The organism is Pseudomonas sp. GW821-FHT01E05, from assembly GCF_059422425.1.
Window position 1 is genome coordinate 40,436 of record NZ_JBWKWW010000018.1, and the last position, 24,999, is coordinate 65,434.

At 55.3% G+C, this 24,999-nt stretch carries 20 protein-coding genes; 7 read left to right on the plus strand and 13 right to left on the minus strand.

Annotated elements, in window-relative coordinates; translation table 11 throughout:
* Nucleotides 1-66: 66 nt before the first annotated feature.
* The 6 genes from AC07W5_RS27900 to acs form a co-directional block, all read right to left on the minus strand.
* Nucleotides 67-831: an ABC transporter ATP-binding protein gene (locus AC07W5_RS27900; protein WP_494992730.1), complete on the minus strand. Its 765-nt coding sequence runs from the start codon at nucleotides 829-831 to the stop codon at nucleotides 67-69.
* Between the two features lie 27 nt (nucleotides 832-858).
* Nucleotides 859-1,971, minus strand: a complete 1,113-nt coding sequence (locus tag AC07W5_RS27905) for a succinylglutamate desuccinylase/aspartoacylase family protein (RefSeq protein WP_495024704.1) — start codon at nucleotides 1,969-1,971, stop codon at nucleotides 859-861.
* A gap of 2 nt (nucleotides 1,972-1,973) precedes the next feature.
* Nucleotides 1,974-2,672, minus strand: coding sequence for an ABC transporter permease (locus AC07W5_RS27910; protein WP_494992728.1), 699 nt, complete (start codon nucleotides 2,670-2,672; stop codon nucleotides 1,974-1,976).
* Nucleotides 2,669-3,358, minus strand: coding sequence for an ABC transporter permease (locus AC07W5_RS27915; protein ID WP_495024705.1), 690 nt, complete (start codon nucleotides 3,356-3,358; stop codon nucleotides 2,669-2,671). Before AC07W5_RS27915 ends, AC07W5_RS27910 begins: the two co-directional genes overlap by 4 nt.
* A gap of 92 nt (nucleotides 3,359-3,450) precedes the next feature.
* The gene (locus AC07W5_RS27920) at nucleotides 3,451-4,227 is read right to left on the minus strand and encodes an ABC transporter substrate-binding protein (RefSeq protein WP_494992726.1); all 777 of its coding nucleotides are present in this window, start codon (nucleotides 4,225-4,227) and stop codon (nucleotides 3,451-3,453) included.
* Between the two features lie 668 nt (nucleotides 4,228-4,895).
* Complete coding sequence (gene acs, locus AC07W5_RS27925; RefSeq protein WP_495013512.1) at nucleotides 4,896-6,851, minus strand: acetate--CoA ligase; 1,956 nt, start codon at nucleotides 6,849-6,851, stop codon at nucleotides 4,896-4,898.
* 417 nt (nucleotides 6,852-7,268) lie between these two features.
* On the opposite strand from acs, the gene AC07W5_RS27930 reads away from it, so the two are divergent.
* From AC07W5_RS27930 to AC07W5_RS27940, 3 genes are all read left to right on the plus strand, one after another.
* Nucleotides 7,269-7,532 carry a DUF2790 domain-containing protein gene (locus tag AC07W5_RS27930; RefSeq protein WP_495024706.1) on the plus strand — a complete coding sequence of 88 codons (264 nt, stop codon included), beginning with the start codon at nucleotides 7,269-7,271 and terminating at the stop codon, nucleotides 7,530-7,532.
* 330 nt (nucleotides 7,533-7,862) lie between these two features.
* Nucleotides 7,863-8,186, plus strand: a complete 324-nt coding sequence (locus tag AC07W5_RS27935; RefSeq protein WP_495024707.1) for a hypothetical protein — start codon at nucleotides 7,863-7,865, stop codon at nucleotides 8,184-8,186.
* 667 nt (nucleotides 8,187-8,853) lie between these two features.
* Nucleotides 8,854-10,101, plus strand: coding sequence for a ribonucleotide-diphosphate reductase subunit beta (locus AC07W5_RS27940; protein WP_494992722.1), 1,248 nt, complete (start codon nucleotides 8,854-8,856; stop codon nucleotides 10,099-10,101).
* A 189-nt stretch (nucleotides 10,102-10,290) separates the two neighbouring features.
* On the opposite strand, the gene AC07W5_RS27945 is transcribed toward AC07W5_RS27940, so the two are convergent.
* The 4 genes from AC07W5_RS27945 to tnpB all read right to left on the minus strand — a co-directional run bounded on the left by AC07W5_RS27945 (nucleotide 10,291) and on the right by tnpB (nucleotide 12,935).
* A complete protein-coding gene (locus tag AC07W5_RS27945; protein WP_495024708.1) occupies nucleotides 10,291-10,518 on the minus strand; it encodes a type II toxin-antitoxin system Phd/YefM family antitoxin in 228 nt (75 codons plus the stop codon).
* Between the two features lie 189 nt (nucleotides 10,519-10,707).
* Complete coding sequence (locus AC07W5_RS27950; RefSeq protein ID WP_495024709.1) at nucleotides 10,708-11,784, minus strand: GmrSD restriction endonuclease domain-containing protein; 1,077 nt, start codon at nucleotides 11,782-11,784, stop codon at nucleotides 10,708-10,710.
* Nucleotides 11,781-12,530, minus strand: a complete 750-nt coding sequence (locus tag AC07W5_RS27955) for an FRG domain-containing protein (RefSeq protein ID WP_495024710.1) — start codon at nucleotides 12,528-12,530, stop codon at nucleotides 11,781-11,783. Before AC07W5_RS27955 ends, AC07W5_RS27950 begins: the two co-directional genes overlap by 4 nt.
* 291 nt (nucleotides 12,531-12,821) lie before the next feature.
* The gene (tnpB, locus tag AC07W5_RS27960; protein WP_495024711.1) at nucleotides 12,822-12,935 is read right to left on the minus strand and encodes an IS66 family insertion sequence element accessory protein TnpB; all 114 of its coding nucleotides are present in this window, start codon (nucleotides 12,933-12,935) and stop codon (nucleotides 12,822-12,824) included.
* 518 nt (nucleotides 12,936-13,453) lie between these two features.
* Here tnpB and AC07W5_RS27965 point away from each other — a divergent pair.
* Nucleotides 13,454-14,932, plus strand: coding sequence for an McrB family protein (locus AC07W5_RS27965; RefSeq protein WP_495024712.1), 1,479 nt, complete (start codon nucleotides 13,454-13,456; stop codon nucleotides 14,930-14,932).
* A gap of 17 nt (nucleotides 14,933-14,949) precedes the next feature.
* A complete protein-coding gene (locus AC07W5_RS27970) occupies nucleotides 14,950-16,215 on the plus strand; it encodes an McrC family protein (RefSeq protein WP_495024713.1) in 1,266 nt (421 codons plus the stop codon).
* Here the strand turns inward: AC07W5_RS27970 and AC07W5_RS27975 are convergent.
* Together AC07W5_RS27975 and AC07W5_RS27980 are read right to left on the minus strand one after the other, a co-directional pair.
* Entirely contained in the window at nucleotides 16,204-16,821 is a 618-nt protein-coding gene (locus AC07W5_RS27975; RefSeq protein ID WP_495024714.1) for a very short patch repair endonuclease, read from the minus strand. The two genes, AC07W5_RS27970 and AC07W5_RS27975, sit on opposite strands and share 12 nt — an antisense overlap.
* Entirely contained in the window at nucleotides 16,778-19,195 is a 2,418-nt protein-coding gene (locus AC07W5_RS27980) for a DNA cytosine methyltransferase (RefSeq protein WP_495024715.1), read from the minus strand. The genes AC07W5_RS27975 and AC07W5_RS27980 overlap by 44 nt, the downstream gene beginning before the upstream one ends.
* 368 nt (nucleotides 19,196-19,563) lie before the next feature.
* Here AC07W5_RS27980 and AC07W5_RS27985 point away from each other — a divergent pair, with 368 nt between their 5' ends.
* Together AC07W5_RS27985 and AC07W5_RS27990 are read left to right on the plus strand one after the other, a co-directional pair.
* Nucleotides 19,564-19,800 (plus strand): helix-turn-helix domain-containing protein, encoded by a 237-nt coding sequence (locus tag AC07W5_RS27985; protein WP_495024716.1) that lies wholly within the window; start codon nucleotides 19,564-19,566, stop codon nucleotides 19,798-19,800.
* Nucleotides 19,801-20,331: 531 nt separating this feature from the next.
* Nucleotides 20,332-20,841: a BRO-N domain-containing protein gene (locus AC07W5_RS27990; RefSeq protein ID WP_495024717.1), complete on the plus strand. Its 510-nt coding sequence runs from the start codon at nucleotides 20,332-20,334 to the stop codon at nucleotides 20,839-20,841.
* 198 nt (nucleotides 20,842-21,039) lie between these two features.
* Here AC07W5_RS27990 and AC07W5_RS27995 read toward each other — a convergent pair whose 3' ends face one another.
* On the minus strand, nucleotides 21,040-24,558 hold the full coding sequence (locus tag AC07W5_RS27995) for an alkaline phosphatase family protein (protein WP_495024718.1): 3,519 nt from the start codon (nucleotides 24,556-24,558) through the stop codon (nucleotides 21,040-21,042).
* Nucleotides 24,559-24,999: the final 441 nt, after the last annotated feature.

Below are 24,999 nucleotides of genomic sequence, written 5' to 3' on the forward strand. Positions count from 1 at the left end.
TAGACCATCCGGCGCGCGGTGCGCAGCATGACCTAATTCGGTGCACAACGGGAGCGTTAAACGGTATTACTTCAAGCTGCCCGACAGGAACTGCTGCAAACGTTCGGATTGCGGATTAACCAGCACTTCACGCGGATTGCCGCATTCCTCCACCAGACCTTTGTGCAGGAACACCAACTGGTTCGACACTTCGCGAGCGAAGCCCATTTCGTGAGTCACCACCACCATGGTCCGACCTTCCTGAGCCAGCGATTGCATCACCTTGAGCACGTCGCCCACCAGCTCCGGGTCCAGCGCCGAAGTCGGTTCGTCGAACAGCATGACTTCCGGCTCCATCGCCAGCGCGCGGGCAATCGCTACACGCTGCTGCTCACCACCGGACATGTGGCCCGGGTATGCGTCCTTACGATGGGAAACGCCGACCTTGGCAAGGTAATGCTCAGCTTTTTCCCGGGCCTCCACCTTGGACATACCGAGCACATGCACCGGCGCTTCCATGATGTTTTCCATCGCGGTCATGTGCGACCACAGGTTGAAATGCTGGAACACCATCGACAGTCGCGAACGCATGCGCTGCAGCTGTTTCGGATCGGCGGCCTTCAGCGCGCCGTCCTTGTTCGATACCAGCTTCAACTCTTCGTTGTTCAGCAGAATCTTGCCCGCGTGAGGTTGCTCGAGCAGGTTGATGCAGCGCAGGAAAGTACTTTTGCCGGAGCCACTGGAGCCGATGATGCTGATCACATCACCAGCCTGAGCTGCCAGGGACACGCCCTTGAGCACTTCGTGACTGCCATAGCGTTTATGCAGGTCTTGGACTTCAAGCTTGTACATGCGGTCGGTTCTCACAAAAACAGTCAGTCAGTCGTTAAGCAAGCGCCCGTGACGCAGCGCTTCGCGCCCCGCCACCTTGGCCAGCCAGAAACCGGGTTGGGCGTAACGTAGCCGTTCAATGGCAAACAACACACCAGCCGTACCAGCACACACGGTGCTGACCCGATCGGATAAAGGATCAATCACTTCAAAAACCGGCTCGCCCACTTCGACCCAGCTACCCACCGGGAGGAGAAAGCTCACCACGCCAGGATGCGGCGCAAACAGCAACTCAGTGCCTTCGAACGGCATGGCTTCGCACGCTTGCTGCTGCGGGGCCGGCCAAACACCAGTAATCAAGCCTTGCTCGGCAAGGAACGCCAGAATGCCTTCAGCGTGCGCCTCGGCTTGCGGGCGACCGGTATCGGCCTGACCACCCAACTCGAGGGTCGTCGCCAGACAGGCCAATGGGATCTGCGCCTGTGGAAACAGTCGAGACAGGCGCAACCACGGCAGCGAACAGGCCTCATCAAAGGAGCTGCCGCCGGAGTCTTCCGCCAGCAGACCGACCCGCACATTCAAATGCGCAGCCAACGAGCGCCAATGCGGCCAGTGTTGTGGCAAGGCGTACATGTGCAGCGCGGCCTCGGCATCGCAATGCAGATCGAGCACCACATCCGCCGTGCAGGCATGGCTGAGCAACACTCGCTGCATACCTTGCAACTGACTGGCCGCCGGCGGCAGTGCCGCCAGCACATCGACCATGGCCAACCGGATCAGTTTGATATTGGCGTGCGGATCATCACCCAGGCACCCTTGCAGCTGTGCAGCCACCGGCTCGCTCAGCTCGAAAAAATCCCGATTGAAGTTCTTGCCACTGCCAAACTCGAAACGCCCTTGATGGCTACCCTGCAACAGTTGACCAAGGCCCAGCGGGTTCGCCACCGGTACCAGCTCGATCACACCATTCAATGCGCCCTGGGCTTCGAGCTCGGTCAGGCGCTTTTTCAGCTCCCAGGCGGTGCGCATCCCCGGCAGTTCGTCAGCGTGCAGGCTGGCCTGGATATAGGCCTTGCGCTCGCCGCTGCCGAAGCGAAACACCGATACATGGCGTTCGCTGCCCAAGTGGCTCCACGGCAATGGATGATCGATACGTTCCATGATCAGGCCTTGCGCGGGGCCAGGTAGCCCAGCCAGCGGCGCTCAGCCTGCTTGAACAGGCGCACCAGGATGAATGTCATGCACAGGTAGAACACGCCTGCGGTGATATAGGCTTCGAACGGCAAGTAGTACTGAGCGTTGACTGTGCGCGCGGCACCGGTGATATCGATCAGGGTCACGATGGAGGCCAGACTGGTGGTCTGCAGCATCATGATCACTTCGTTGCTGTACTGTGGCAGCGCCCGGCGCAGGGCCGACGGCAGCAGGATGCGGCGATACAACTTGTAGCGTGACATTCCCATGGCCTTGGCCGCTTCGATCTCGCCATTGGGTGTAGCGCGCAGGCTACCGGCAATGATTTCGGCGGTGTAAGCACTGGTATTGACGGCAAAGGCCAGGCAAGCGCAGAACGTCGCGCTCGACAGCCACGGCCAAAGGAAGCTCTCACGCACCACTTCAAATTGCGCCAGACCGTAGTAGATCAAGAACAGCTGCACCAACATCGGCGTGCCGCGAATCACATAGGTGTAGAGCCAGGCGGTCATGTTCACCACCGGCTGCCTGGAGACGCGCATCAAGCCCAGCGGCAAGGCGGCCAGCAGACCGAACAGCAGCGACAGTGCGAGCAATTTCAGGGTAGTCAGCAAACCGCCGAAGTACAGCGGCAGAGCCTCCCAAATGACGTTGTAGTCGAAGATCATAGATCAGCCGCCCTTACGCCTACCGAGTAGCGCTTCTCAAGGTGACGCAATGCCAGCAACGAGACACTGGTGATCACCAGGTACATCGCCGCCACTGCGAGGAAGAAGGTGAAAGGCTCGCGGGTGGCATCTGCCGCCTGCTTGGCCTTGAACATCATGTCTTGCAGACCCACCACCGAAATCAGCGCGGTAGCCTTGGTCAACACCAGCCAGTTATTGGTGAAACCAGGAATCGCCAGGCGAATCATCTGAGGCACCAATACCCGGAAAAACACCTGGAAACTGCTCATGCCATACGCCATGCCAGCTTCTGCCTGCCCCTTCGAGATCGCCATGAAGGCTCCACGGAAGGTTTCCGACAGGTACGCACCGAAGATGAAACCCAGGGTGCCGATACCAGCAGCCAGCGGGTTCAAGTCAATGTAATCGTTGAAGCCGAGCAGCGGCGCAACGCGATTGAGCAGGTCCTGACCGCCGTAGAAAATCAGCAGGATGAGTACCAGATCGGGAATCCCGCGGATCACCGTGGAATACAGATCGCCCAGCCAGGCCAGCCAGCGTACCGGCGACAGGCGCAACGCGACCCCGATCAGACCCAGAACAATGGCCAAGGCCATGGACGACAAGGCGAGCTCAAGCGTCAGCCATGCGCCATCGAGGATGACAGCCCCGTAGCCTTTCAACATGATTCAGGTCCTCGAAAGTAGGGATGAAAAAATGGCGCAAACCTCAGAGACCCTGTTGCTTGCGCCATTTCGGACTTACCGCTGCGACCTATTTACTTGCCGTAAATGTCGAAGGCGAAGTACTTGTCCTGGATTTGCTTGTACTTGCCGTTCGCGCGAATGGCAGCGATGGCAGTGTTGATCTTGTCCAGTTCAGCCTTGTCGCCTTTACGTACCGCGATGCCTACGCCGTCACCAAAGTATTTGACGTCGGTGAACGCCGGGCCAACGAAGGCGAAGCCTTTGCCAGCGTCGGTTTTCAGGAAGCCGTCATCCAGCAGGGTAGCGTCTGCCACGGTGCCGTCGAGGCGACCGGCAGCCACGTCCAGGTAGATTTCGTTCTGCGAGCCATATGGTTTGACTTCCGCACCCAGCGGCTTCAGGACTTCTTCAGCGAAACGGTTGTGGATCGAACCGCGTTGCACGCCGATTTTCTTGCCCTTGAGCTCGGCCAGGTTGTCGCCGACCTGAGTACCGGCCTTCATGACCAGACGTGCCGGGGTGTTGTAGTACTTGTTGGTGAAGTCCACGGACTTCTTGCGATCGTCAGTGATCGACATGGACGACAGGATCGCGTCGATCTTGCGTACTTTGAGTGCCGGGATCAGACCGTCGAACTCTTGCTCGACCCAGACGCACTTGACCTTCATCTCTTCGCACAGCGCGTTGCCGATGTCGTAGTCGAAACCAACGATACTGCCGTCTGGCGCTTTCGATGCGAACGGAGGGTAAGCCGCCTCGATACCAATTTTCAGAGGCTTTTCATCAGCGAATGTCGGCAGGGAAAGCACGGACAGTGCCAGGGCGCCAAGAAGCACGAGTTTCTTCATCGTAGGACTCCATCGGTAAAGGGCGAAAACGGCAGAGTGAGCGACAGCCCAATATGCGAATGGGTGAAACCTGAAAGCGATGCTGCGTCCCAGAATCCTTGCGTTGAAATCAACACAAGCAACGACGAGCGAGTGATCGGCATTCTAACGACAGGCCCGAAGCCGATATTTCTTCAATGCGACAACAATTTACAGAAGCACTGAGAAAGCCGGTCAAGCACATTGACAGCCCTGCAAGTTTATGCAGAAGCAAAAGAAAGGCAAACGATCTATGTAGCAAATAACGGGCCCATTATTCGCAAACCCTTCTATTCCGGCAAGCGTAGCGTTCTATCTTATTTTCCGTGTGGGTTGAAGCGGCCCAAAACAAGGCTTTACGTTTCGCTTTGCCCCGAAATCGGTCGCGGGGTTACACATTTGGTTACTTGACCGAGAATGGGTAACAACAGGAGGGTTCCTACCGGAAAAACCGATAATTATTGGTACATTGATCGTTCCCACGCTCTGCGTGGGAATGCCGCCCCGGACGCTCTGCGTCCGCTGTAGAGATGACGCAGAGCGTCACCGGATGCGTTCCCACGCGGGAGCGTGGGAACGGTCAACCCCGGCTCACAAAAAAGCCCCACCCGGTTCAACACCGAATGGGGCTCGATGACGCTGAACTCGCCTTACGCGACGTTCATGGTCTTGTGGGTATCGATCAAATGCTGCACCACACCAGGATCTGCCAGGGTGGAGATATCTCCCAGACCGTCATATTCGGCGGTGGCAATCTTGCGCAGGATACGGCGCATGATTTTCCCCGAACGGGTTTTCGGCAGGCCCGGCGCCCACTGGATGACATCCGGCGAAGCAATCGGACCGATCTCTTTACGCACCCAGTTCTTCAACTCAAGACGCAGCGCTTCGCTCGGTTCTTCGCCACCGTTGAGGGTGACATAGACATAGATGCCCTGCCCCTTGATGTCGTGCGGCACACCCACCACCGCCGCTTCGGCGACTTTCGGGTGAGCGACCATCGCGCTTTCGATCTCGGCGGTCCCCATACGGTGACCAGAAACGTTCAACACGTCATCCACACGACCGGTGATCCAGTAGTAACCGTCCTCATCGCGACGGGCACCGTCACCGGTGAAATACATGCCGCGGAAGGTCTTGAAGTAGGTGTCGACGAACCGGTCATGGTCGCCATACAGCGTGCGCGCCTGGCCTGGCCACGAATCGAGAATCACCAGGTTGCCCTCGGCAGCGCCTTCGATGATGTTGCCCAGGTTATCCACCAACGCCGGCACTACACCGAAGAATGGTCGTGCTGCGGAACCCGGCTTGAGCGCGTGAGCACCCGGCAGCGGGCTCATCAGCGTGGCGCCGGTCTCGGTCTGCCACCAGGTATCGACGATCGGGCAGCGCGACTGGCCGACGTTTTTGTAGTACCAGTCCCAGGCTTCCGGGTTGATCGGCTCACCGACCGAACCCAGCAGACGCAGACTGCTGCCATCGGCGCCTTCGAAAGCAGCCTTGCCCGAGGCCATCATCGCGCGGATCGCGGTCGGCGCGGTGTAGAGGACATTGACCTTATGCTTGTCGACGACCTTCGCCACCCGAGTGATATCCGGGTAGTTCGGCACGCCTTCGAACAGCACGGTGGTCGCGCCATTGGCCAGCGGGCCATAGACAATATAGGTGTGGCCGGTGACCCAGCCGACGTCGGCGGTGCACCAGTAGATTTCGCCCGGACGGTAGTCGAACACCCGCTCATGGGTCAGCGCGGCGTACAGCAGATAGCCCGCGGTGGTGTGCTGCACGCCCTTCGGCTTGCCGGTGGAACCTGAGGTGTAAAGGATGAACAGCGCTTCTTCAGCACCCATTTCTTTCGGCGCACACACGGTGCCCGCCACTTTCATCAGGTCTTCGTACCAGATGTCGCGGTGCTGGTTCCACTTGATGTCGCCACCGGTGCGCTTGCACACGATGACCTTCTGGATGCTGCTGGTTTCCGGGTTGGTCAGCGCGTCATCGACGTTGGCCTTGAGCGAGATTTTTTTGCCGGCACGCAGGCCTTCGTCAGCGGTGATCACCACTTTCGATTTGCAGTCGATGATCCGACCGGCCAGGGCTTCCGGCGAGAAACCACCGAACACCACCGAGTGAATCGCGCCGATCCGGGCACACGCCAGCATAGCGACCACGGCTTCGGGAATCATCGGCATATAGATAGTCACCACGTCGCCGCGGTGCACATCCTGGCCACGCAGGGCGTTGGCGAACTTGCAGACTTCTTCGTGCAGCTCGCGGTAGGTGATGTGGCGGCTCTCGGCAGGGTCATCGCCTTCCCAGATGATCGCCACCTGATCGCCACGCTCGGCGAGGTGACGGTCCAGGCAGTTATAGGAAACGTTCAGGGTGCCGTCGGCAAACCATTTGATGTCGACATGGTGATCATCAAAGGAAGTCTGCTTGACCGTGGTGAAAGGTTTGATCCAGTCGAGGCGCTTGGCTTGCTCGCGCCAGAAGCCGTCCGGGTTGACCACCGACTGCTGGTACATGGCCTTGTAGGTCGCCTCATCAGTCAGCGTGTTGGCCGCAACCTCGGGACGAACGGGATACAGAGAAGCCGCACTCATCTTTCTTACCTCGGTGACATAGTTGTAGTTGTTGTATGCCCCAGTTGTAGCCGGGGCGGGCCTATAGAACCATTCGACGATGGTAGTAACAAGACCCTACAAAATGTCGTGTTTGCCCCTCAAGCCGCTCAAAACCGGCGCATACCGCGATTTTTACCCCTTTGAAAATGCTTGTTTCAGGACCCTTGAGGTCGTTTTCGGGTGATTGTTACAAAAACCGCCAATAGTCTTTATCAAAAGCACGGCTATATGAATGACATTCCCCCGCTTAAAATCAGCCTCGCCAACAACGGCAAAGTGATTAACCACGTTACAGCCCCCACGAAGGCACGTTAATCCAGGTTCTCTTTTCAAGCTCCACACGCAACCTCAAAAGGGTTGCGTGCTCCCTCACGACCCTAGAAAGGTAATATGGATATGAAAGCTTTATTAGTTCTGGCCCTCAGTAGCCTTTGCGCCACCGCCATGGCTGATGAGATCGCGACAGACGCTGCCAGCCAGCAAATGCCGGTGGAGGAATACACCTACTCAACCGACCTGGACATCGCCAAAGTTGTATCGATGAGCGAAGTCCCCAATGTTTGTGAAGTTGTACCGGCCCGCATGGAATATGACGACTCCAAAGGCCAACGGCATATTCTGCGATACAGCGTGATGGGCAATGGTTGCTCTAACGGTTAATCGCCCACGTTAGACCCAGAACTCTTTACCACTGCCGGCCGCAAGAAATCACTCTTGCAGCAAAGATGCCCGGATGCACACCCGACCCTGGGACTGTTGCACCGCATCGCCCAATAGAGGTGCGACCACGGCACTCGCACTCACCTGATTCTTTACCGCTTGATCTACCGCGCTGCGACCTTCTGGCCGCAAGTGCAAGGAACGTCGAGCACTACACATCGATTTATACGATTGTTTTAAGCATTTATTTGCGCTTTTTAATCGAAATAGTCCGAGTAGTATGAGCTTCACACCCACTGAACAAAACGCACAACACCCGGAGCTACCCTCATGAAAACCAAACTGATCCTCGCCCTGACCCTCTCCGTACTGGCCGCCAACACCTTTGCTGCCGATGGCTATGACCGCACCATCGCTGCCGATGGTTACGATCGCACTGGTTCCGCCACCGTCGCCGCTGACGGCTACGACCGCACTGGTGCCGCCACCGTCGCCGCTGACGGCTACGACCGCACTGGCGCTGCCACCGTCGCTGCTGATGGCTACGACCGCACTGGTGCTGCCACCGTCGCTGCTGATGGCTACGACCGCACTGGTGCTGCCACCGTCGCTGCTGACGGCTACGACCGCACCGAAGCCAGCCGCCTCAGCTAATAGCTGACCGCGACGTCACAGCCCGGCCTCGGCCGGGCTTAGTTGTTTCTGGATACCCAAAAAAACCCGTAACACCGCACGAGCTGTAGGAGCGAGCTTGCTCGCGATGACCGCAAAGCGGTCGCAATCCAGCCCCCCCTCTATAGTTGACGAAACGCGACCAGACAATTTACGACCGCTACGCGGGCAAGCCCGCTCGCCACAAGGTCATGCCAAAAGCCACCCAAATTTCCCACCCTTGCGCAACACTCCCGCCCACAAAAAAAACCTGTCCTATCCCAACGCCCCGCAAACCCTTGCCCCGCCTCAACAAAGCCCAACCTCGCCCTCCTCACTGAGACAATCGACCGCCCCCGAACTGAAAAACTGGCTGAAATACCCTGATAAAAACCCTTATACTGGCGCAGTCAAAAGGGCTTGAAATATCCCCTAGTCGGGCTATAAACCCACGCTGATTCAGCCTTCAAAGGCCATAGGGAAAGGCTCAGCGCCCGCCTCCCATCAGCGATTCCGGGGCCATCCCCAACAAATTTATGTTTTTTGCGTGCGTTCACCGCTACTGCACTCAACAATTCTTTAGATCCAAAGCGGCCATTGGTCGTGTGACAACCCACCATAAGTGTTTTTCACACGGGCAATCTGGCCCTCACGCAGGAGACGACACGTCATGCTGAGCTGGGACGAATTCGACAAAGAGGACGGTGAAGTCGCCGCCAAAGGCGCCAACGCCGGCCACGCTTCTGAAGCCAACATGGACCGCCTCGACAGCGCCGGTGGTGCCGCAGCTCAAGAAGCCCGCGCCGTAACCGCCACCGACTCCGCCGCCATCATCCGCGCCAAGGCTGCTCTCGATAACCTCGACATCGCCGAAGGCCTGGCCGAGCTCGAAGGCGCTTCCGCCCGTGTTGCCGTCGACGAAAAGCGCATGATCAACTGCCGCGCCGACCTTAACCAACTCGTACCGTTCAAGTACGACTGGGCCTGGCAGAAGTACCTGGACGGCTGCGCAAACCACTGGATGCCGCAAGAAGTCAACATGACCGCCGACATCGCCCTCTGGAAAGATCCGGAAGGCCTGACCGACGACGAGCGCCGCATCGTGATGCGCAACCTGGGCTTCTTCTCCACTGCCGACTCCCTGGTTGCCAACAACCTGGTACTGGCCGTGTACCGCCTGATCACCAACCCGGAATGCCGCCAGTACATCCTGCGCCAGGCGTTCGAAGAGGCGATCCACACCCACGCCTACCAGTACTGCATCGAATCGCTGGCCATGGATGAAGGCGAGATCTTCAACATGTACCACGAGATCCCATCGGTCGCTAAAAAAGCCACCTGGGGCCTGAAGTACACCCGTTCGATCTCCGATCCGAAGTTCGAAACCGGCACCGTCGAGACCGACAAAGAGCTGCTGCGCAACCTGATCGCCTACTACTGCGTTCTGGAAGGCATCTTCTTCTACTGCGGCTTCACCCAGATCCTCTCCATGGGCCGGCGCAACAAAATGACCGGCGTCGCCGAGCAGTTCCAGTACATCCTGCGCGACGAATCCATGCACCTGAACTTCGGCATCGACGTGATCAACCAGATCAAAATCGAAAACCCACACCTGTGGGACGCCGAAATGAAGGAAGAAGCTTCGCAGATGATCCTGCAGGGCACCCAGCTCGAAATCGAATACGCTCGCGACACCATGCCGCGCGGCGTACTGGGCATGAACGCCGCGATGATGGAGGACTACCTCAAATTCATCGCCAACCGTCGCCTGTCGCAGATCGGTTTGAAGGAAGAGTACCCAGGTACGACTAACCCGTTCCCATGGATGAGCGAGATCATGGACTTGAAGAAAGAGAAAAACTTCTTCGAGACTCGGGTTATCGAGTATCAAACCGGTGGCGCGCTTAGCTGGGATTGATTCCCGGAGCTGGCCACGATCTGCCGCTCATGAATTGAATCGGCAAATCGCAAAAATCAAAAAGCCCTGAACGTCTTCAGGGCTTTTTATTAGGAGAAAACATACCGCGTAGCAGTTGCCGAAGGCTACGTTCGGCCGCGCAGCGGACGCAAAACCAAACACCCCCGAAATCGCTAGAATCGCGAAAAATCATTCAATGAAATCCTGAAGACCCCGATCAAAAACCGCTGACACGCGAATCTGCCCTTTAAGCCGCCCTGGCTTGCGCCTACGCATAACATCAACATGCGGCAGCAAATCCAGATAAGGCTTACCGTCCTTCGTAATCACAACCCTGTCACCGGCCCAAACGCGTTTGGCAAGCAGTGAAAGCTGGGATCTCGCTTCATCCATTGTGAACAGTACCGGTTCGCTCATACTGGCTTCTCCCGTGACTAGTCAAATCAACCTAACCTGTAAGCTCGCGCTGGGTAAAGTGTTGAGATTGCCACAGGCAAAAGACAGGTGCCAACTGAAAGTCGAAACGCTCGCCACACACTGCTCATGAACACCACGAACCGGCCGCCCCCCCCTAACACCTACATACTAAATACTAAATACTAAATACTAAATAGTGATTGGATTAACACCCATGGATTTACTAATCACACCCAAACGCTCACGAATATTAGATGAATCATTAGTACCTTGCTGAGAAAGCCTATCAAACTCTAACAGCTCGAAACTGGCCTCAGCATAATTTTCTTCTGCTCTCAGCCTATTATCGCGCACCTGATCCCGAAACAAGTAAAGACTCTCACGGGAGATACTCCCTCCGGAGCCTTCCTGAATCGCACTTGAGCTCAAAAGATAATAAAGCACCATATTTCCTTGCGCTCGGAGAAGCTCATCTTTCTCTATAAAAATCGAATTCATAAAGTCCAACACCACGCGAACAGCTTTTTTCACATCGGTGACCAGAGCACTTTTTCCTTCGCGATAATTTCGAGCGAGAGCGTCAAGATACTCTTTTTTAGTATCAATTATTTTCCCCTGAGTCCTTAAGTTTTCCTCAATGAAAATAAATCGAGCCGCAACCTCTCTATGCTGATAACGCTTATTACCAAATGCCACACAACGGGTAAAAAAATCATGCGAGGCAATTTCTCGAATTGCTGCAACGAGCTCCCCTCCTATTGCGTTTCTTTTTTCCGCCGCATTTAATGGCACTGCTTCATTAAGACGGGAGAACATATCTTCGATTAGCTCCTGATCATCAGTATCCACACCAATTACTGGCAATACAAAAGAATCGAACTTAATCTTTATTTTTGGATAGCTACTTGCGATATCAGAGTAACCAAGACGGGCCAAGCCTAGAGACTCATCAGCCTGATATTTGAAATCTTCTGACAAAGCGAACTTCCCTTCAATAAACTGCCAAATCGCTTCTAGTCGCTGCCTACCATCTATCACTGCATATGAAAACCCATCAGATTTTTTTTGCTCGCGCGTAAAGGCATGCAAATAAATTTTTGGAATGTCATAGTCATTTAAAATCGAGTCCATCAACAGCTGTTTCTTTTCTAATGTCCAAACCCCGCCCATTCTCTGATAGTCAGGATTTAGCATAATTTCATCTTTTTCAGAGTAGAGCCGCATTATCGTGCTGTGCTGAACCGGAAACGTTTCAATATAGCTCACGACAGACCTCGCTTAATATTTTCACCAATACTTGCCAACTCAGGAAACATAGTGAACTTAGAAAAGCCAAGCAACCGAAGCTGATCTAAAATATGAGCTCGCTTAGACTCCGGTATATTGTATTTAACCACATGACTACCATCGCCAATCTTATCTATCGCAACCTCATCCAAATGGTGAATAGTAAACACACCGAGCTGCGCTTGAATTCTTGTATTATTACGTGTAGCTATTGTTGCAATTGGAAGAAGGCGTGTTCTTTTTGGGCCACTCGCGAGACTCTCGATAGAATAGTTTTTTAATTCCTCATCATCAAAAGAAGGAATAAAAAACTCTTCATTATCATCCTGTATATTTGCCTTTTTATTTAACTCCGAAGGACGCAAACACCATAAAGCAGCATCTTCACCCGGATACTTTTCATTTTCCTCAAGTGCAAAATAAAGCGCAACCAATGGACTCTCACTCCAATCAAGAAGTCTGGTTGGTAAGCCGTAATGCTGCATTAAAAAAAGCCAGTCAAATGAATCTTTAGGATCTCGATCAATAAGCATGGCAGCGCTTTGCTTAAACCGTTTGAGGAGAGTTGATTCAGAGGGTGGCTTTTTTAATCGAAGGTATCCGGGAGCAAGCGCCCAATGGTTACACGCTTGGCCTCTAAACCAAATAGCGCCATCGTATGCTTTGTGATCTCGCTCCAACGCCCCGATAAGCTCAGAGACAGAGCCGACCTCGAATTCAAGCAATCTCAATACCCCCCAGAAGGACAAATAGCCAATAAACTCTTGAGCTTGATACTAGATGGCAAAACGCCCTAAAGGAATAGATTTTTCCTACAAATAATGCAGTCGATTCTGACAACGTAGCAGACTACAGCCTCAAAGGCCGGACGGCATTCATCCAAATTTTTTAAAGCATATGGATTACTCTGTCAGAACCAGACGCTGCCAGGGAAGACCGATCACCAACGCCTGAAGCTGCTCGGGACTCAGCTCCATCTTCGAGCCATGTCGGCGGCTGGGCCAGACAAATCCTCCCTAATGCAGGCGGCATGCCGCCAGCCAGATTCCCTGGCCGTCATGCACCAATACCTTGATCCGGTTGCCGCGTCGGTTGGCGAACAGATAAGCGCAGTGTAGGCTGCGCCGCACCGAACACGGCCACGACTCTGGACAGAGTCGTTTCGGTGCCTGCGCGCATGTCAATGGGGTCGCTGGCCAACCAGATCGAGTTGACTCGGATCACCGCGCAAATCGAGTACAGCCTTGGGGATCAGAAGCTGGCCGCTGCACAAGCACACTGTTGCATGCTTGCCAGGCAACTCGATATGGATGGGTGTTGCGATGCTGGTTTGGTTAACCCGCTCCAGTTTCAAAGAAACGAAAGCGGTTAGATGTGAAAACCCAGGTGGGCAGCTCTAAGCGATGAGATCAGAAAAGTGAGTTAGCCGGGCGCTTGCTGAAATCTAGCGTAATTGAGCGAACTTAGTTAGGGTGCTTGCCAGTAAACTGTTCCAGCCATGGAGCTGCCTCCGACGACTACGCGTTACGCGTTTCTCCAGTGGTGTGCTCCGCGATCAGAAACGGTTAGCGGCGATATTGGTTTCACTAAAGCCCTTAGCGCTGCTCTCAACGCTCATAGATGGAGAGTCGCATTGTCGAGCCCAACGATGAAGATCTTGTATGGCCCGCCTGGTACAGGGAAAACCTGGCAGGCAGCCAGGGAAGCTGTAAGGGCAATCGAGCCTGTCCGTTATGCCCTTGCGATGCAGGAAGCTGATCCGGCCGAGGCATTGCGACAGTTGCATGAGAGCTTGGTCACCGAAGGTAGGATACTCTGGGTCACTTTCCACCCTAGCTATTCATACGAAGACTTTGTTGAAGGTTATAGGCCGGTTGTTGATGATTCCGGGCAGCTTGCTTACCGCGTGGTAGATGGCCCATTCAAATCTCTCTGCTTGCGTGCGCGGTTCGAAACGGACCTACAGATCGGGGATCAGTTGACGAACGGATCAGGAGGTGCGGCAGGCGTAGTTGTTGGAAAAGACGCTGGCGGTTGGGTCGTGCAAGTCAAAACTGATCGCTCTGATAAGGTCGCTGGTTCAATAGACAAATATGTCCCACGATTTGTAGTGAATCGCATTCTGGCTATGCGGCTTCCCCCACAGATATTTTCCATTCCCGGTGCAGGGAGCTATGAGCTAGCGGACTATGGTATTGATCCAAGTGATCTAGATGTGCCTGAACCACAGGAGGGGGACACCGCCACCACTCGCGGAGGATCTGTAATCCGAAAAATTGTCGCTGCACGTACTGGAGTGTTTTCGAGCTCTGACCTGAGTAACTCCGCTCACATAGGCTCGGTCGTTCGACGGTTAAGTAAAATGCAGGAAGAGGCTCCCGGAGCGGGCAGTCCAGTTGCACTTGTTATCGACGAGATCAACCGGGCAGAGCCATCGCGGGTGTTTGGCGAGCTGCTCACATTACTGGAAGAGGATAAGCGTGAAGGAAAGCCCGAGGCGAAGCAGATATGGCTCCCATACTCCAAAAAGCTTTTCTCGGTACCAGCAAATGTGTCGATTATCGGAACGATGAATACAGTTGACCGCTCGCTTACCGCTTTGGACTTTGCGATGAGGCGTCGATTCGAATTCACCCACGTGCCCGCACAGCCAGAGCTTGTTCCCTATAGTTATGGTGGTGTAAGCACTCGAACACTGCTGCAGCGTATCAACAATCGTGTAGCGATGTTGCTCGGCAGTGGATACGAGTTTGGACATGCCTTTCTGATGCAGGAAAAGCTTGAGGCTATCAGTTCTTCTATGCATTGGGCTGCAGAGCCAGACAACCAGCTTCGTGTGCTGGCGCATGTAATGAGAGCCAATATCCTGCCGACACTAGCTGAATACCTCCATGGTGATTGGAGCAAAATTCGAGCAATTGCCGGCGAGGCTCGCCATGAGGCTGAAACAATTTCGTTGTTTGAATCTCCCCCCTTGGATCCCCAGTTTATGACCCGCTTGCCGGATGACTATGACTCCTTTGAGGCGAAGTCTTTGACGTTTTCACATTGGTGGGATCCGAGCGGTACTCAGTGGGATGGTGTGCGATTCCTTCGTTTTATTGTCGCGTTGGCAGCAGGTAACTAATCCAGGGGGTAACTCTTTTGCCTGAAGTAACCACCTGGGAAGGAATGCCCATTCCGCTCCCCCCTGATGTAGAACCTCGCTGGTTTGCGGACCGACTTATACAACTCACCGACTCGGCGCCTTTTACGGCCTTTCGCTGGAAGCGGGGGGGCTTGCATGCGGCGGAAGTTGTGGGTTGTGTTCAGCTTGGCCGTATTCGAATCAACATTCTACCCAAGCTCGACACGCCTAAGCCGGATCGTGATAAGTCGTTTTTGTTGAACCTTCTACGCGCTGCTGGCTACCTCAGTTATCTACATCAAGGTGCGGCAGAGGTCCGTGCAGAAACTTTAGATCCACTGGAAGCGATGATTTCTGAAATTGCGATAGAGATGGCCTATGCTCTACGCAAGGGTTACCCCAGACGATATGAAGAAGAGTGCGAAGATTCTCCGGTATTAAGAGGTCGGATTGACTTTACGCGGCTATCTACTCGCCTGCCGGGATCTGCAATTATACCAATTCGGCATTCCCCATTAAGCGTAAACAATCAACTTGCCAAAGTTATTAAGGGAATAGCGACCTTCTTGCATCGTATTACTCGCAATGCGGTAAACCGACAGAGACTGGGGGTGGTCCTTGCTAGCCTCTCACTTGTGAACAACAAAATAGTCAGTGTTGCTCAAGTTGATGCCATAGTGCTTTCCCGATATGAGATGCATTGGTCTAAGACCTTGGCTGTAGGTCGTTTATTGTTGAGCGGGCAGTCGCCAGATCCAACATTCGGCGGGAGTAATCAAGCATTCTCACTGCTTTTCCCCATGCAGCATCTCTACGAACGTGCGTTAAGGAAGATTCTTGCTACGGCTATTGATGGCAGTGGTCTGAGTGTCAACTCCCGTAGCGAGCCTTTGTTCTTATTCGTAGATACGGATGATCAATCAGGGGTAGTCCGACTACGACCTGACTATGTTTTCAGTCGTGGAGGTGAGCCTGTTGCGATTGCAGATGCAAAGTGGAAACGTGCAAGCGAGGGGGGAGCAGCCCACGGTATAAAGCGGGAAGATTTTTATCAGATACATGCATATCTGACACGGTATAAAGTGTCTGAGGCAATAATCCTCGTTCCGAGAGCTCCTTGGATGCCTGAGAAGTGGACTAAAAGCTATCGCGATGGCGATACACATGCTCAAGTGCATTTAATAGGCGTAGATGTAGAGGGGTTGGTGAGCCGTAACTATAAGGCACGAAACATGAGCTATAAATTGCTCACTGATATGCTCGGTAGTATCCTACCTGCATAGAGTCGATTTTTTCGCTTTTCTGGGGCGCATCTCTTGATATGCCGTCTGTTCAGAAATCAGATATTCGATATTCCACCGCTCCAAGATCCCGCTAAAGCAGACTGGCTCCACTTTCACAACCATCGCTCGATCCCTAAATAGCACGGCTGGATCAAGGTAGGCATTTGCAACGTCCGTCGCCACCTGAGCGAGATCAGATTCTACTTCATGCTCCCAAAATCGTAAGACACGCCAACCGCTCTCGATCAGAGCGACGGTTTGTTTACGGTCTCGTCTAGTGTTGGACTCCAGCTTTTCTGACCAAAACTCAGGTCTTGTTCGAGGCATAACATAGTGGTGTGGGCAGCCGTGCCAGAAGCAGCCGTCTATGAACACAGCTAATTTACGTGAGATGAAGACGATATCAGGGCGTGTTCCTGCAACCCTGAAATTCACTCGGAATCGAAACCCTCTATGCCACAGTGCCTTGCGCAGTAGCATTTCAGGGGCGGTGTCCCGCCCTCTGATCTTTGACATGTTGAAACTGCGTGAGCGCTCTGGATCCAGAGCGCCCTTCGAGCTATTAGGTGATGGCAAGTGGTTTTGGCTCGATGTTAGGCGCGGCATAAGGAAGTTTTTTCGATCCCGACATCATTTTTTCCTTGGATAGAACCTGTGCAACACGCTGTGCAAATTGCAAGCTCAGCAGGGGGGGCACTGCGTTACCAACGACCCGGAAACCATCCACAAGGCCAACACTTCCAAACCTGTAGTCATCAGGAAAGGACTGTACCCGTGCAGCTTCCCTTACAGATAGTGTGCGCGGGAGGGTGGGGTGGACGAACGCATAAGTATCTTTCGCCATATGGCTAACGATAGTCTTCGAGGGTTGCGCTGGATCCATGCGAGACAACCAATCACCATGGGCACCCTCGCGCTTGCGCAGGTAGGTTGTCGTAAGCAGATGATGTTGGAGTTCACCAGGTTGAGGTGGAATGCTTTCTAACATTAGGCGAAGGCTCAATGAGCCATCAGCGGAAGCTACTAGATCGCTGACCTCATCATTAGAGATGCCAAGGCGCCCCCCTAAGTCCGGGGAGGCCTTGAGTTCCTCGTTGAGCTTTGTCAGCATCGTTGCAATTCGCTGAAGAGTTGGTGATTCATCGCAACGATAGTCCATCCAGCGCTTACCGGGCCCCATAAGCGAGAAGAACGCTTCATCGTCGCGCCGTGGTGGACGGGCAAGGTGCGCATCGACCACTGTTCCGCGAAATGCCCAGGCTCGGTAGATATCACTAGGGTGATCGGACGCAGCGATTTCATTACGTCGCGGGCGGTGAGGCTTTTCGAGTATGGCCTCTTGCTGCTCCTGATTACTGAAGTTGGGGTCAGGCAGTTCTTCCAAAGCAACTTGCAAAGGAACCGGTCTACGTCGTTGTAGTGATAGGCACCAAGAAGCCGCGTCCGAGCTTGAAAGAATTTTGCTCAGTTCTTTTCTTACTCCAGCCATAACAAAGCGCTCGCGCGCCTGGGGTACTGCATGCTGTGAGGCGACAACAATTTTTCGCGACACAGCATAACCAAGCCCTCGTTCTGATACCGATTCGATTGCCTCAGCCAATATATCGGCGGCATCAAATTCGATGCCTTCAGCTTTGACTACCGCCTGGAAGTGACGCACATTCTCGAACAGAAAGATCTTGGGGGCGAGTGCAGCGACAAAGAGAACGTATTGATGCATCAGCTGGTTTCGGCTATCGACAGAGTCCTCGTCTTCATGAACATGGACACTCTGTTCTTTGAGGCTGCGAATTTTTCCTCGGCCAATCCTGCTGAATCCCTGGCAGGGAGGGCCTCCCAGTAACACAGTCACCTGACGCCCATCTTCGTAGATTGACTTGAGTCTTGCCTGCGTAGAAGAGGCTTCAAAGAAGGACCTCCTTACAGCTTCACGTGTTGCACGCCACTCTATCCATAAAGCTTTCACGACCAGCATTGCAGGGCTTTCTAGGAAGTCTAGGAATTTGTCGATTCGCTCTGCGGCGGATGCAAGCTGCCCGCGCCCGGCGCCACTGGCACGAGTAGTGAGCTTTCCGGCCTCGTTGTCCCAGAGCTTGCGCATACCTGAGCGACAAGAACGTAATAGCTTATCGTCTAGCTGTGGATCGAAGGGCTGTACTGTGTCCGGGATATCCCCATCATGGTGCCAAATAAGTGGACCAACCTTGGGGTAGGAACCTCCGCTCGAAGGCAATTTCGTAGCGTTGTGAAAACCTGAAACAGAAGTTTGACCCAGTGTTGCGGAGCCAAGCTTTTTGATTGCCGAGATGTAGTCTGTACGAATTCTTTGAACGTACAGGTTTTCTAGAAAGTCTTGGTCGAGTTCTCTAAGCCTTTTTCTAAGGCCTGGAATGCCACTAGTGCCGAGGTTAGTAAGCTCTTTAGCTAGCGCGGTATCGCCGCTAGATCGGGCAAGGTGGTCTAGGTAATAACCCTGAATCTCAGCTTCGCTCATGAAATCCGTTATGTCGCTCTGCCTGGCTATAGGCAGGTCTCCCGAGGGCGATGGATGATTATCATTGAAGACCCGGACCATTGGAGCTTCAATATCCAATGCCATTGCCACACGATATACACGGCCACCGTCAAAGCGCTCGAAGCCTAGCGACATCCCGCCGCAGCCACAAAAGAGATCAACCACATTCAAGGGCTTTTGAGGCGCTATTGACAGGGTATCCATACCATCAATAGGAGGTAGCGGTGGCAAGAAGGCCTCCCCTATGTCGTGGCGCTGTTTCGTAATGGGTTGCGAGTTGTTTTGGGGCTGTACCCCCTCCAGCCAGAGTCGATATTTGGCCATCGAGTCGCTACGAACGTACTCGCCTGAAAGATGTCGCTCCAGAGCTGAAGTACCGATACCAATAGCCGCTGCTGCTTCTTGCAGGGTCAGATTCTGTGCCTGGATCTTCTGGCGGATCTTGATGAGAGTGGGATTGATCATAGAGCTCAACATAAGAATTCAAAGGCATGGGGCAAGACATGCGGACTGGTGCAGAATGATACAGGAAGGTCTCAGCAGGTGCTCCGTACCTGTTTTGGTTTGGCGATGGATGACGAGGTTTGATAGCTTCCTACCATTGCTCAGCGTGAGGGCAGAGATCGTCCGACATCTAAGGTTTTAAGGCGAACCGGCGAGCAGTGTGGCCGACTTTGAGCCTTCCTCTTGCGGTCGGATCGCGCTGATGGTCACGTACGGCGTGTCAATGGTGATCTGCATTTTGTTAACCTCTCTGTCATACACAGGGAGATAAGTTCCTATTTAGGAACCAATTGTGTACCCCATATAGGAACCTGTCAAGAGGATAAAACATGGATTTGGCGATTAAGCTGAAGGCGATCCGGCGTCAGGAGGGGGTGACCCAATCTGAGTTTTGCGAATTGGTGGGCATCAGCATTAGCACTTACAAAAAGTACGAATCCTCGATGTTTGAGATGGGGTACGGGGCACTTTGCAAGGTGGCGAACCATCCTCGGTTCACGAAGTACACCCTTTGGCTGATGACCGATCACGCCGCTCCGGACTGTGGTCAAGTCAGTCCGAAGTAGCTATGACTATTAACAGCTCGCAGTTGGTCCTTACAAACTAGACTGTCGCCAGGAAGGTAGTGAAGGCTGGCGGATCCGTAAGGAAGACGTTGCCATTCAAGCCCTTCTACGAAGTTATCACCAAGCAAACAGCGGAACTCGGCCTGTAGGAAGTTGTGCTGGCCGGACGGTTACCGATTTGTAGGGTTGACCGCATTCAATTGTGTCTCTAGGCTTTCGATTCGGCGCCTAAGAAACGCCTTAACCAGAGCGGTCCTCCGCACCCGACAGCCATGCGGTTTTTTTTCGCCAGCGGTTTCTCTACGCCTGCGAGAAAATCCCCGTTATGTCGGGAGTGGGCGAATACAAGACCCGAAAGGGGAATATGTCCGGCCCGTCTCTGGTGGGTTTCTTAGCTCCCGGCACCCATAACGAATGCCCTAAGAAAGCAGCCAGAGGTAAAGGAAATGCCTAAAAATCTGACCTTCGCGATGAAGGTGATCCGCCGTACCCGCACAGCAATTCCAGTGCTTCCATCCCAGGAGGCCCGTCATGTCTGAACCACTCATATCTACCCTTTTCATCCGTCATAACATTCACCTCCATGCCCTTCTGCTGGAAAACCAGGTCTGGTTTTGTGCTCATGATCTGGGGCGTTTGATGGGCAAGTACCTCGACGAGCGCATGTCGCGCAAGCTCGATGCAGACCAGCGGCAAATGATGCTGGTAGATGCTCACGGCGCTGCGGAAGAACGCTTGATGCTGAGCGAGTCAGGTGTGTATGCGTTATTGGTTTATCACTATTGCCCGGAGTATCGGCTGTTGCGCGAGTGGCTGACGCACCAGGTGGTGCCGGCATTGCGTGATGCGCGGCCGTTGCGGGCAGTAGAGCGGCCAATATTGAGTGTGCTGGACTGGCCGAAGATGTCGCTCTGCATGCTGCATTGGCAGGATGAGCCGTGGATTCGGTTGCGGGATATGCCTTGTGTGCTGGTGGATGATCCGTTCAATCAACGTGAATCCTGGTGGAGAAAGGCGTCACGGGTTCTGCGAGGGTTTTGATTGTTTGTTGCTGAAATAACAAAATCCGCTGCCTGAAATTCAGGTGGCGGACCTTGTTTATGCGGCATATTCACCGACGCCATCGCGAGCAAGCTCGCTCCTACAGGGGATCTGCGTCGGATTTGGAAATCCCGGTGTTATCAGGGCCGCAGGAATATCCTGCGGCCCTTTTCTTTGGCTACAACAAAGGCTACGAGGTCACCTCCCCAACCCACTAATCCGCCAAGGACACAGCGCTTCCCTCACCCCGCTCGGCCCGACGATCTCCGGTGTCTGCCCCAACGACCGTGCACTCAGGACGCTGGTGACTCGGTCGATCAGTTGATCAAACCCCAGACTCGCGTCTTCTTGATGAAGTCTGCGCAGTTGTTCCACCAAGGCGTAGGTGAAGGCGCCATAGCTGTTGGCGCCGACCTGGTATTCGCTGGCTTTTTCGTTTTCCCGGGCGGCGTAGAGCATCAGGGGCATGTAGGGGCCATGGTGGCCGTAGAGTTTGCCCTGGCGCAGCAGTTGGTTTTTTTTCTCGGGGCGCAGGCCGGTAGCGGCGCCTTGGGTGCTGCGGGTGCGGGTGAGTACGCTGGATTTGCTGTCGGCGGTATGTGCGCCGAAGTCGCGGCCGTCGCTGTCGGCCGCATACACCCGACGGTCCCAGTCGCCGGCGTAGGGGTCCCAGCGCAGCATGCGGTGGCGAATGTCGCTGGGTGGGGTGATGCCGCGTACGCGGCCGGTGCCGCGGGTCATGCCGCCGGCGTAGCAGCAGTCGAACATGACGGTGAGTTTGGCGCCGTGGCCGTTCGGGTCAAAGGGCAGATGGCTGTAGAACTGGCGGAACAGTTTGTCGGTGAAATGTGTGCTCTCGTCATCCCAATCGAAGTCGTAGAGCACCAGGGTTTCGTCCATGCGGTCGGCTTCGCCGCTGCTGCTGTAGGCCGGCAGTTGGGTGCCGTGGCCGGAATAGAACAGCACCCGCTCGTCTCCAGCGCGGGCGCCTTCCACCAGCCATTCCAGGCGTTCGACAAAGTTCGCCTGGGTGGCTCGGGCGTCATGCAGCAAACGAATGTCGCCGGCGTCGTAGCCGCTTTCCTGGAGCATGCGGCTGATCAGGTAGGTGTCGTTGATGCAGCCGTCGAGGCGTGCGCTCGGGTCGGGGTAATCGTCGATGCCGACCACCAGGGCGCGGCGTTTACGTTGGCCGCTGCGAGAGAGGAACGCCGGTACTTCCAGGATGCGCGCCGCCACCACGTCGCGGGCCAGTTGCGGCCAGAGGCTGGTCTGGCTGGCGGGTGCCGACAAGTAGGCTTGCGCGGCGTGATTGAGGTCGAGCAGGTCATCACGCAGCGGCACGCTGAACTCGGTTTGCAGGTCGATGCGCGCCGAGTCCGGCGAAGTGATCGGCCGGGTCAGCAAGCCGTCGTTGGGGTTATAAAGGTGGAACCAGCGGCGGATGCCTCGACCGTTATCGCTCAAGCGCATGACCCGCCCGCCCCACACTTCGCGCATCACCAGCGGCAGCGCGATGGGTGAGCCGAAGCTGACGAACACCCGGCCATCGATGCGCTTGAGCGCCGAGCCTTTTTTGGCCACCGAACGGCGCAAGGCGTCGTATCCGATCAGGCTGCCCAGCCCTTGGGCGAAGATGATCTGCGGGTCGAACGCGTCGATCTTCGCCAGCAGGTGCTGGGTCAGTGCGGTGCGCAAATCGGCGTCTTCGATCCATTGCACGATGGCGCCGACGGTGCTGCGCAGCATCTGATTGACCGGCAGGCCCCAACTGCCGAAGGTCTCGTCGGCCTTGCCACTGGCGTCTGCCCGCAACATCGCCAGGCCTCGGGTGATCTGGGCGAAATCCGGCCCCTCCTTGAGTTGGTCATCGAAGGGTAGAAAGTCGATGTCCTGATCATCGATCACGCGACCGTTCTGTGCCAGTTGGCTGCGGATCAGCGTACGCCATTGTGCCTGCCAGTTCGCGTCGGTGCCGCCCTGCCCGCTGGCTGTCTGGGTAAATCCCACACCGGGCAGGCACAGGACTCGCAGTCGCGAGGGCGCAACACCCGGCCCCGGCTCTGCCTGCAAGGCTTTGCTGACGGGCTGCGCAGCGGCTGGAGCCGGGGCGGGTTGGCTGTACGCGGTGACCATCAGGTCCTGCAGGCGACGCAGCTTCGCCTCCAGGTTGTTCGCACTCGGCACGGCGGACGTGAGGGCGGCTTGTCCGGGATCAACCAGTGCCCGGGTGCGGTTGTCGAGAAAACTGCTGACGCCTTGGGCGCTGTTCTTCCAGACTTGCTCCGGATCAAGACCGTCGAGGTACCCCGTGGCGCTGTCCACCACCTGCCGGCTGAGGGTCGCAAGTGTAGACTCGATCAATGGCAGACCGGCGCGGCTTGGCAGCGCGGTGGGTGCCAGTTGCAGCGCTGCAGTCACGCTCGCGGCGCTGCGCCAGATCGGCGCATCACCGAAGTGCTGGGCCGCCACCACCCGTGGACCAAGGGCGCTGCGCGGTAATTTGAAATGATCGCAAAGAAAGGCCAGCAGGCTGGTGTGATCGTAATGCTGCGCCTGGAGTGTGCCCGTCCAGGGAATCAAACCCGGTTTCAGCCACGGCGATGCGAGGATCGCCGGCACACGAATGCCGAGTCGGGTGAAGGGATTGGGCCAGTCGACATCGGATGTTGCGCTGGGCGAAACACAGGTCGGCGGCACCACATGGTCATGGAAGCCGCCGTGCTCGTCGTACAGCAGCACGAACAACGTCTTGTTCCACAGGTCTGTGTTGGCCGACAACGCGTTGAACACATCACCGACAAACTGATCGCCGAAGCGCAGGTCTTCCGGTGGATGATGCGACACGTTGGGGCCGAGCTTGCCGTTGAGCAGGCCATAGCTCGGCTCGATCCAGGACAGTTCGGGGAGTTTGTTAGCGGCGACATCCGATTTGAAGTCGTCGATGCCCAGATGCTGCAAACCACCCTTGACCAACGCCGCCAGCGGGATCGCGCCGTCGGAGTAGATGCGCACATCGTGGCCCTTGTCCCGCAGCAACGAAAAAATACTGTCACCACCAAATTGCGCTATCAGGCTTTTGATACCGGCCAGCACCGTGCCCGTGGACGGCATCAGCACGCGGCCGTTGCTACTGCCAAGCATGGCGAAAAAACGGTTCGGCCAGGTCGGACCCGGCACCGACGCAAACCAACGGTCGCACACCGTAAAATGACGCGCCAGTCCCTGGATCGCTGGCAGCGGATCGGCCGCCGGCGTGGCACCGAACGGGATGTAGTTCATCGCCCGCTGAGCCATGGATTGGGACCAGGTTTTGTAAATTTTAAGGTCGGTGCGGGCCTTGTCATAGGCGTCCTGCGCAAAGCCATTGAGCTTGGGTGCGCTCAGGCTGGTCTTGAGTGACACATCCAGTTGCTTCACTACATCGACGAACTCATGGCCAAGGTCGAAACCTTCGCTGTCTTTCGCAGGCGTTGCCGGTGGTGAAGGCGCGGGCGGTGCCCACAGACTGAAGTAATCCGGCAATTCCGGCGTTTGAGTGATCACGATCGAACTGCCACTGGCCAACGTCAGCGGGTTGGTGCTTGGGGCGTTGCGGTCGATGCCATCGCACGCAGGATTGATGCTTTTGTAATCACCCAGTAAATGATCGAAGGAACGGTTTTCCATCATCAGCACGACGACGTGCTCAATCTCGGCGGGCCAGTTGTTCGGCATGTTGCGCTCCCTGAAATGAAGTCCCTGATTTCGATGTCTCTGGTTTCAAAGCGCTCAAGGCTTGGGCTGCGGATCGGCTTTGCTAGCTGATCGAGCGTAGCTGGCGAGTTGTCTTTCACGAGATTGCTGGCCATCTGCATACCCGCTGCAAGCAAGGTGTCATTGCGCACCAGGCCTTAGCATCCCGAGAATCGCGTCCAGCACGACCGATCCAGACACCCCCGACCTCCTTGTTGGCACGGCTAACGACGGACAGTGCGCAACTACACACCTCATGACAAGGAAGGGAGCGCGGCCACCCGTGCACAACGCTAGTTAAGGTATTGGCCCTTGTCCATTGGCGAGTTCATCCCATCCGGCACTGGCAACGAACGTGAAAGAGTTGGTGCACCCCACAGCCCCACCCGCTATTAATAGGCCATCCCCTCTCAGGATCAGCAA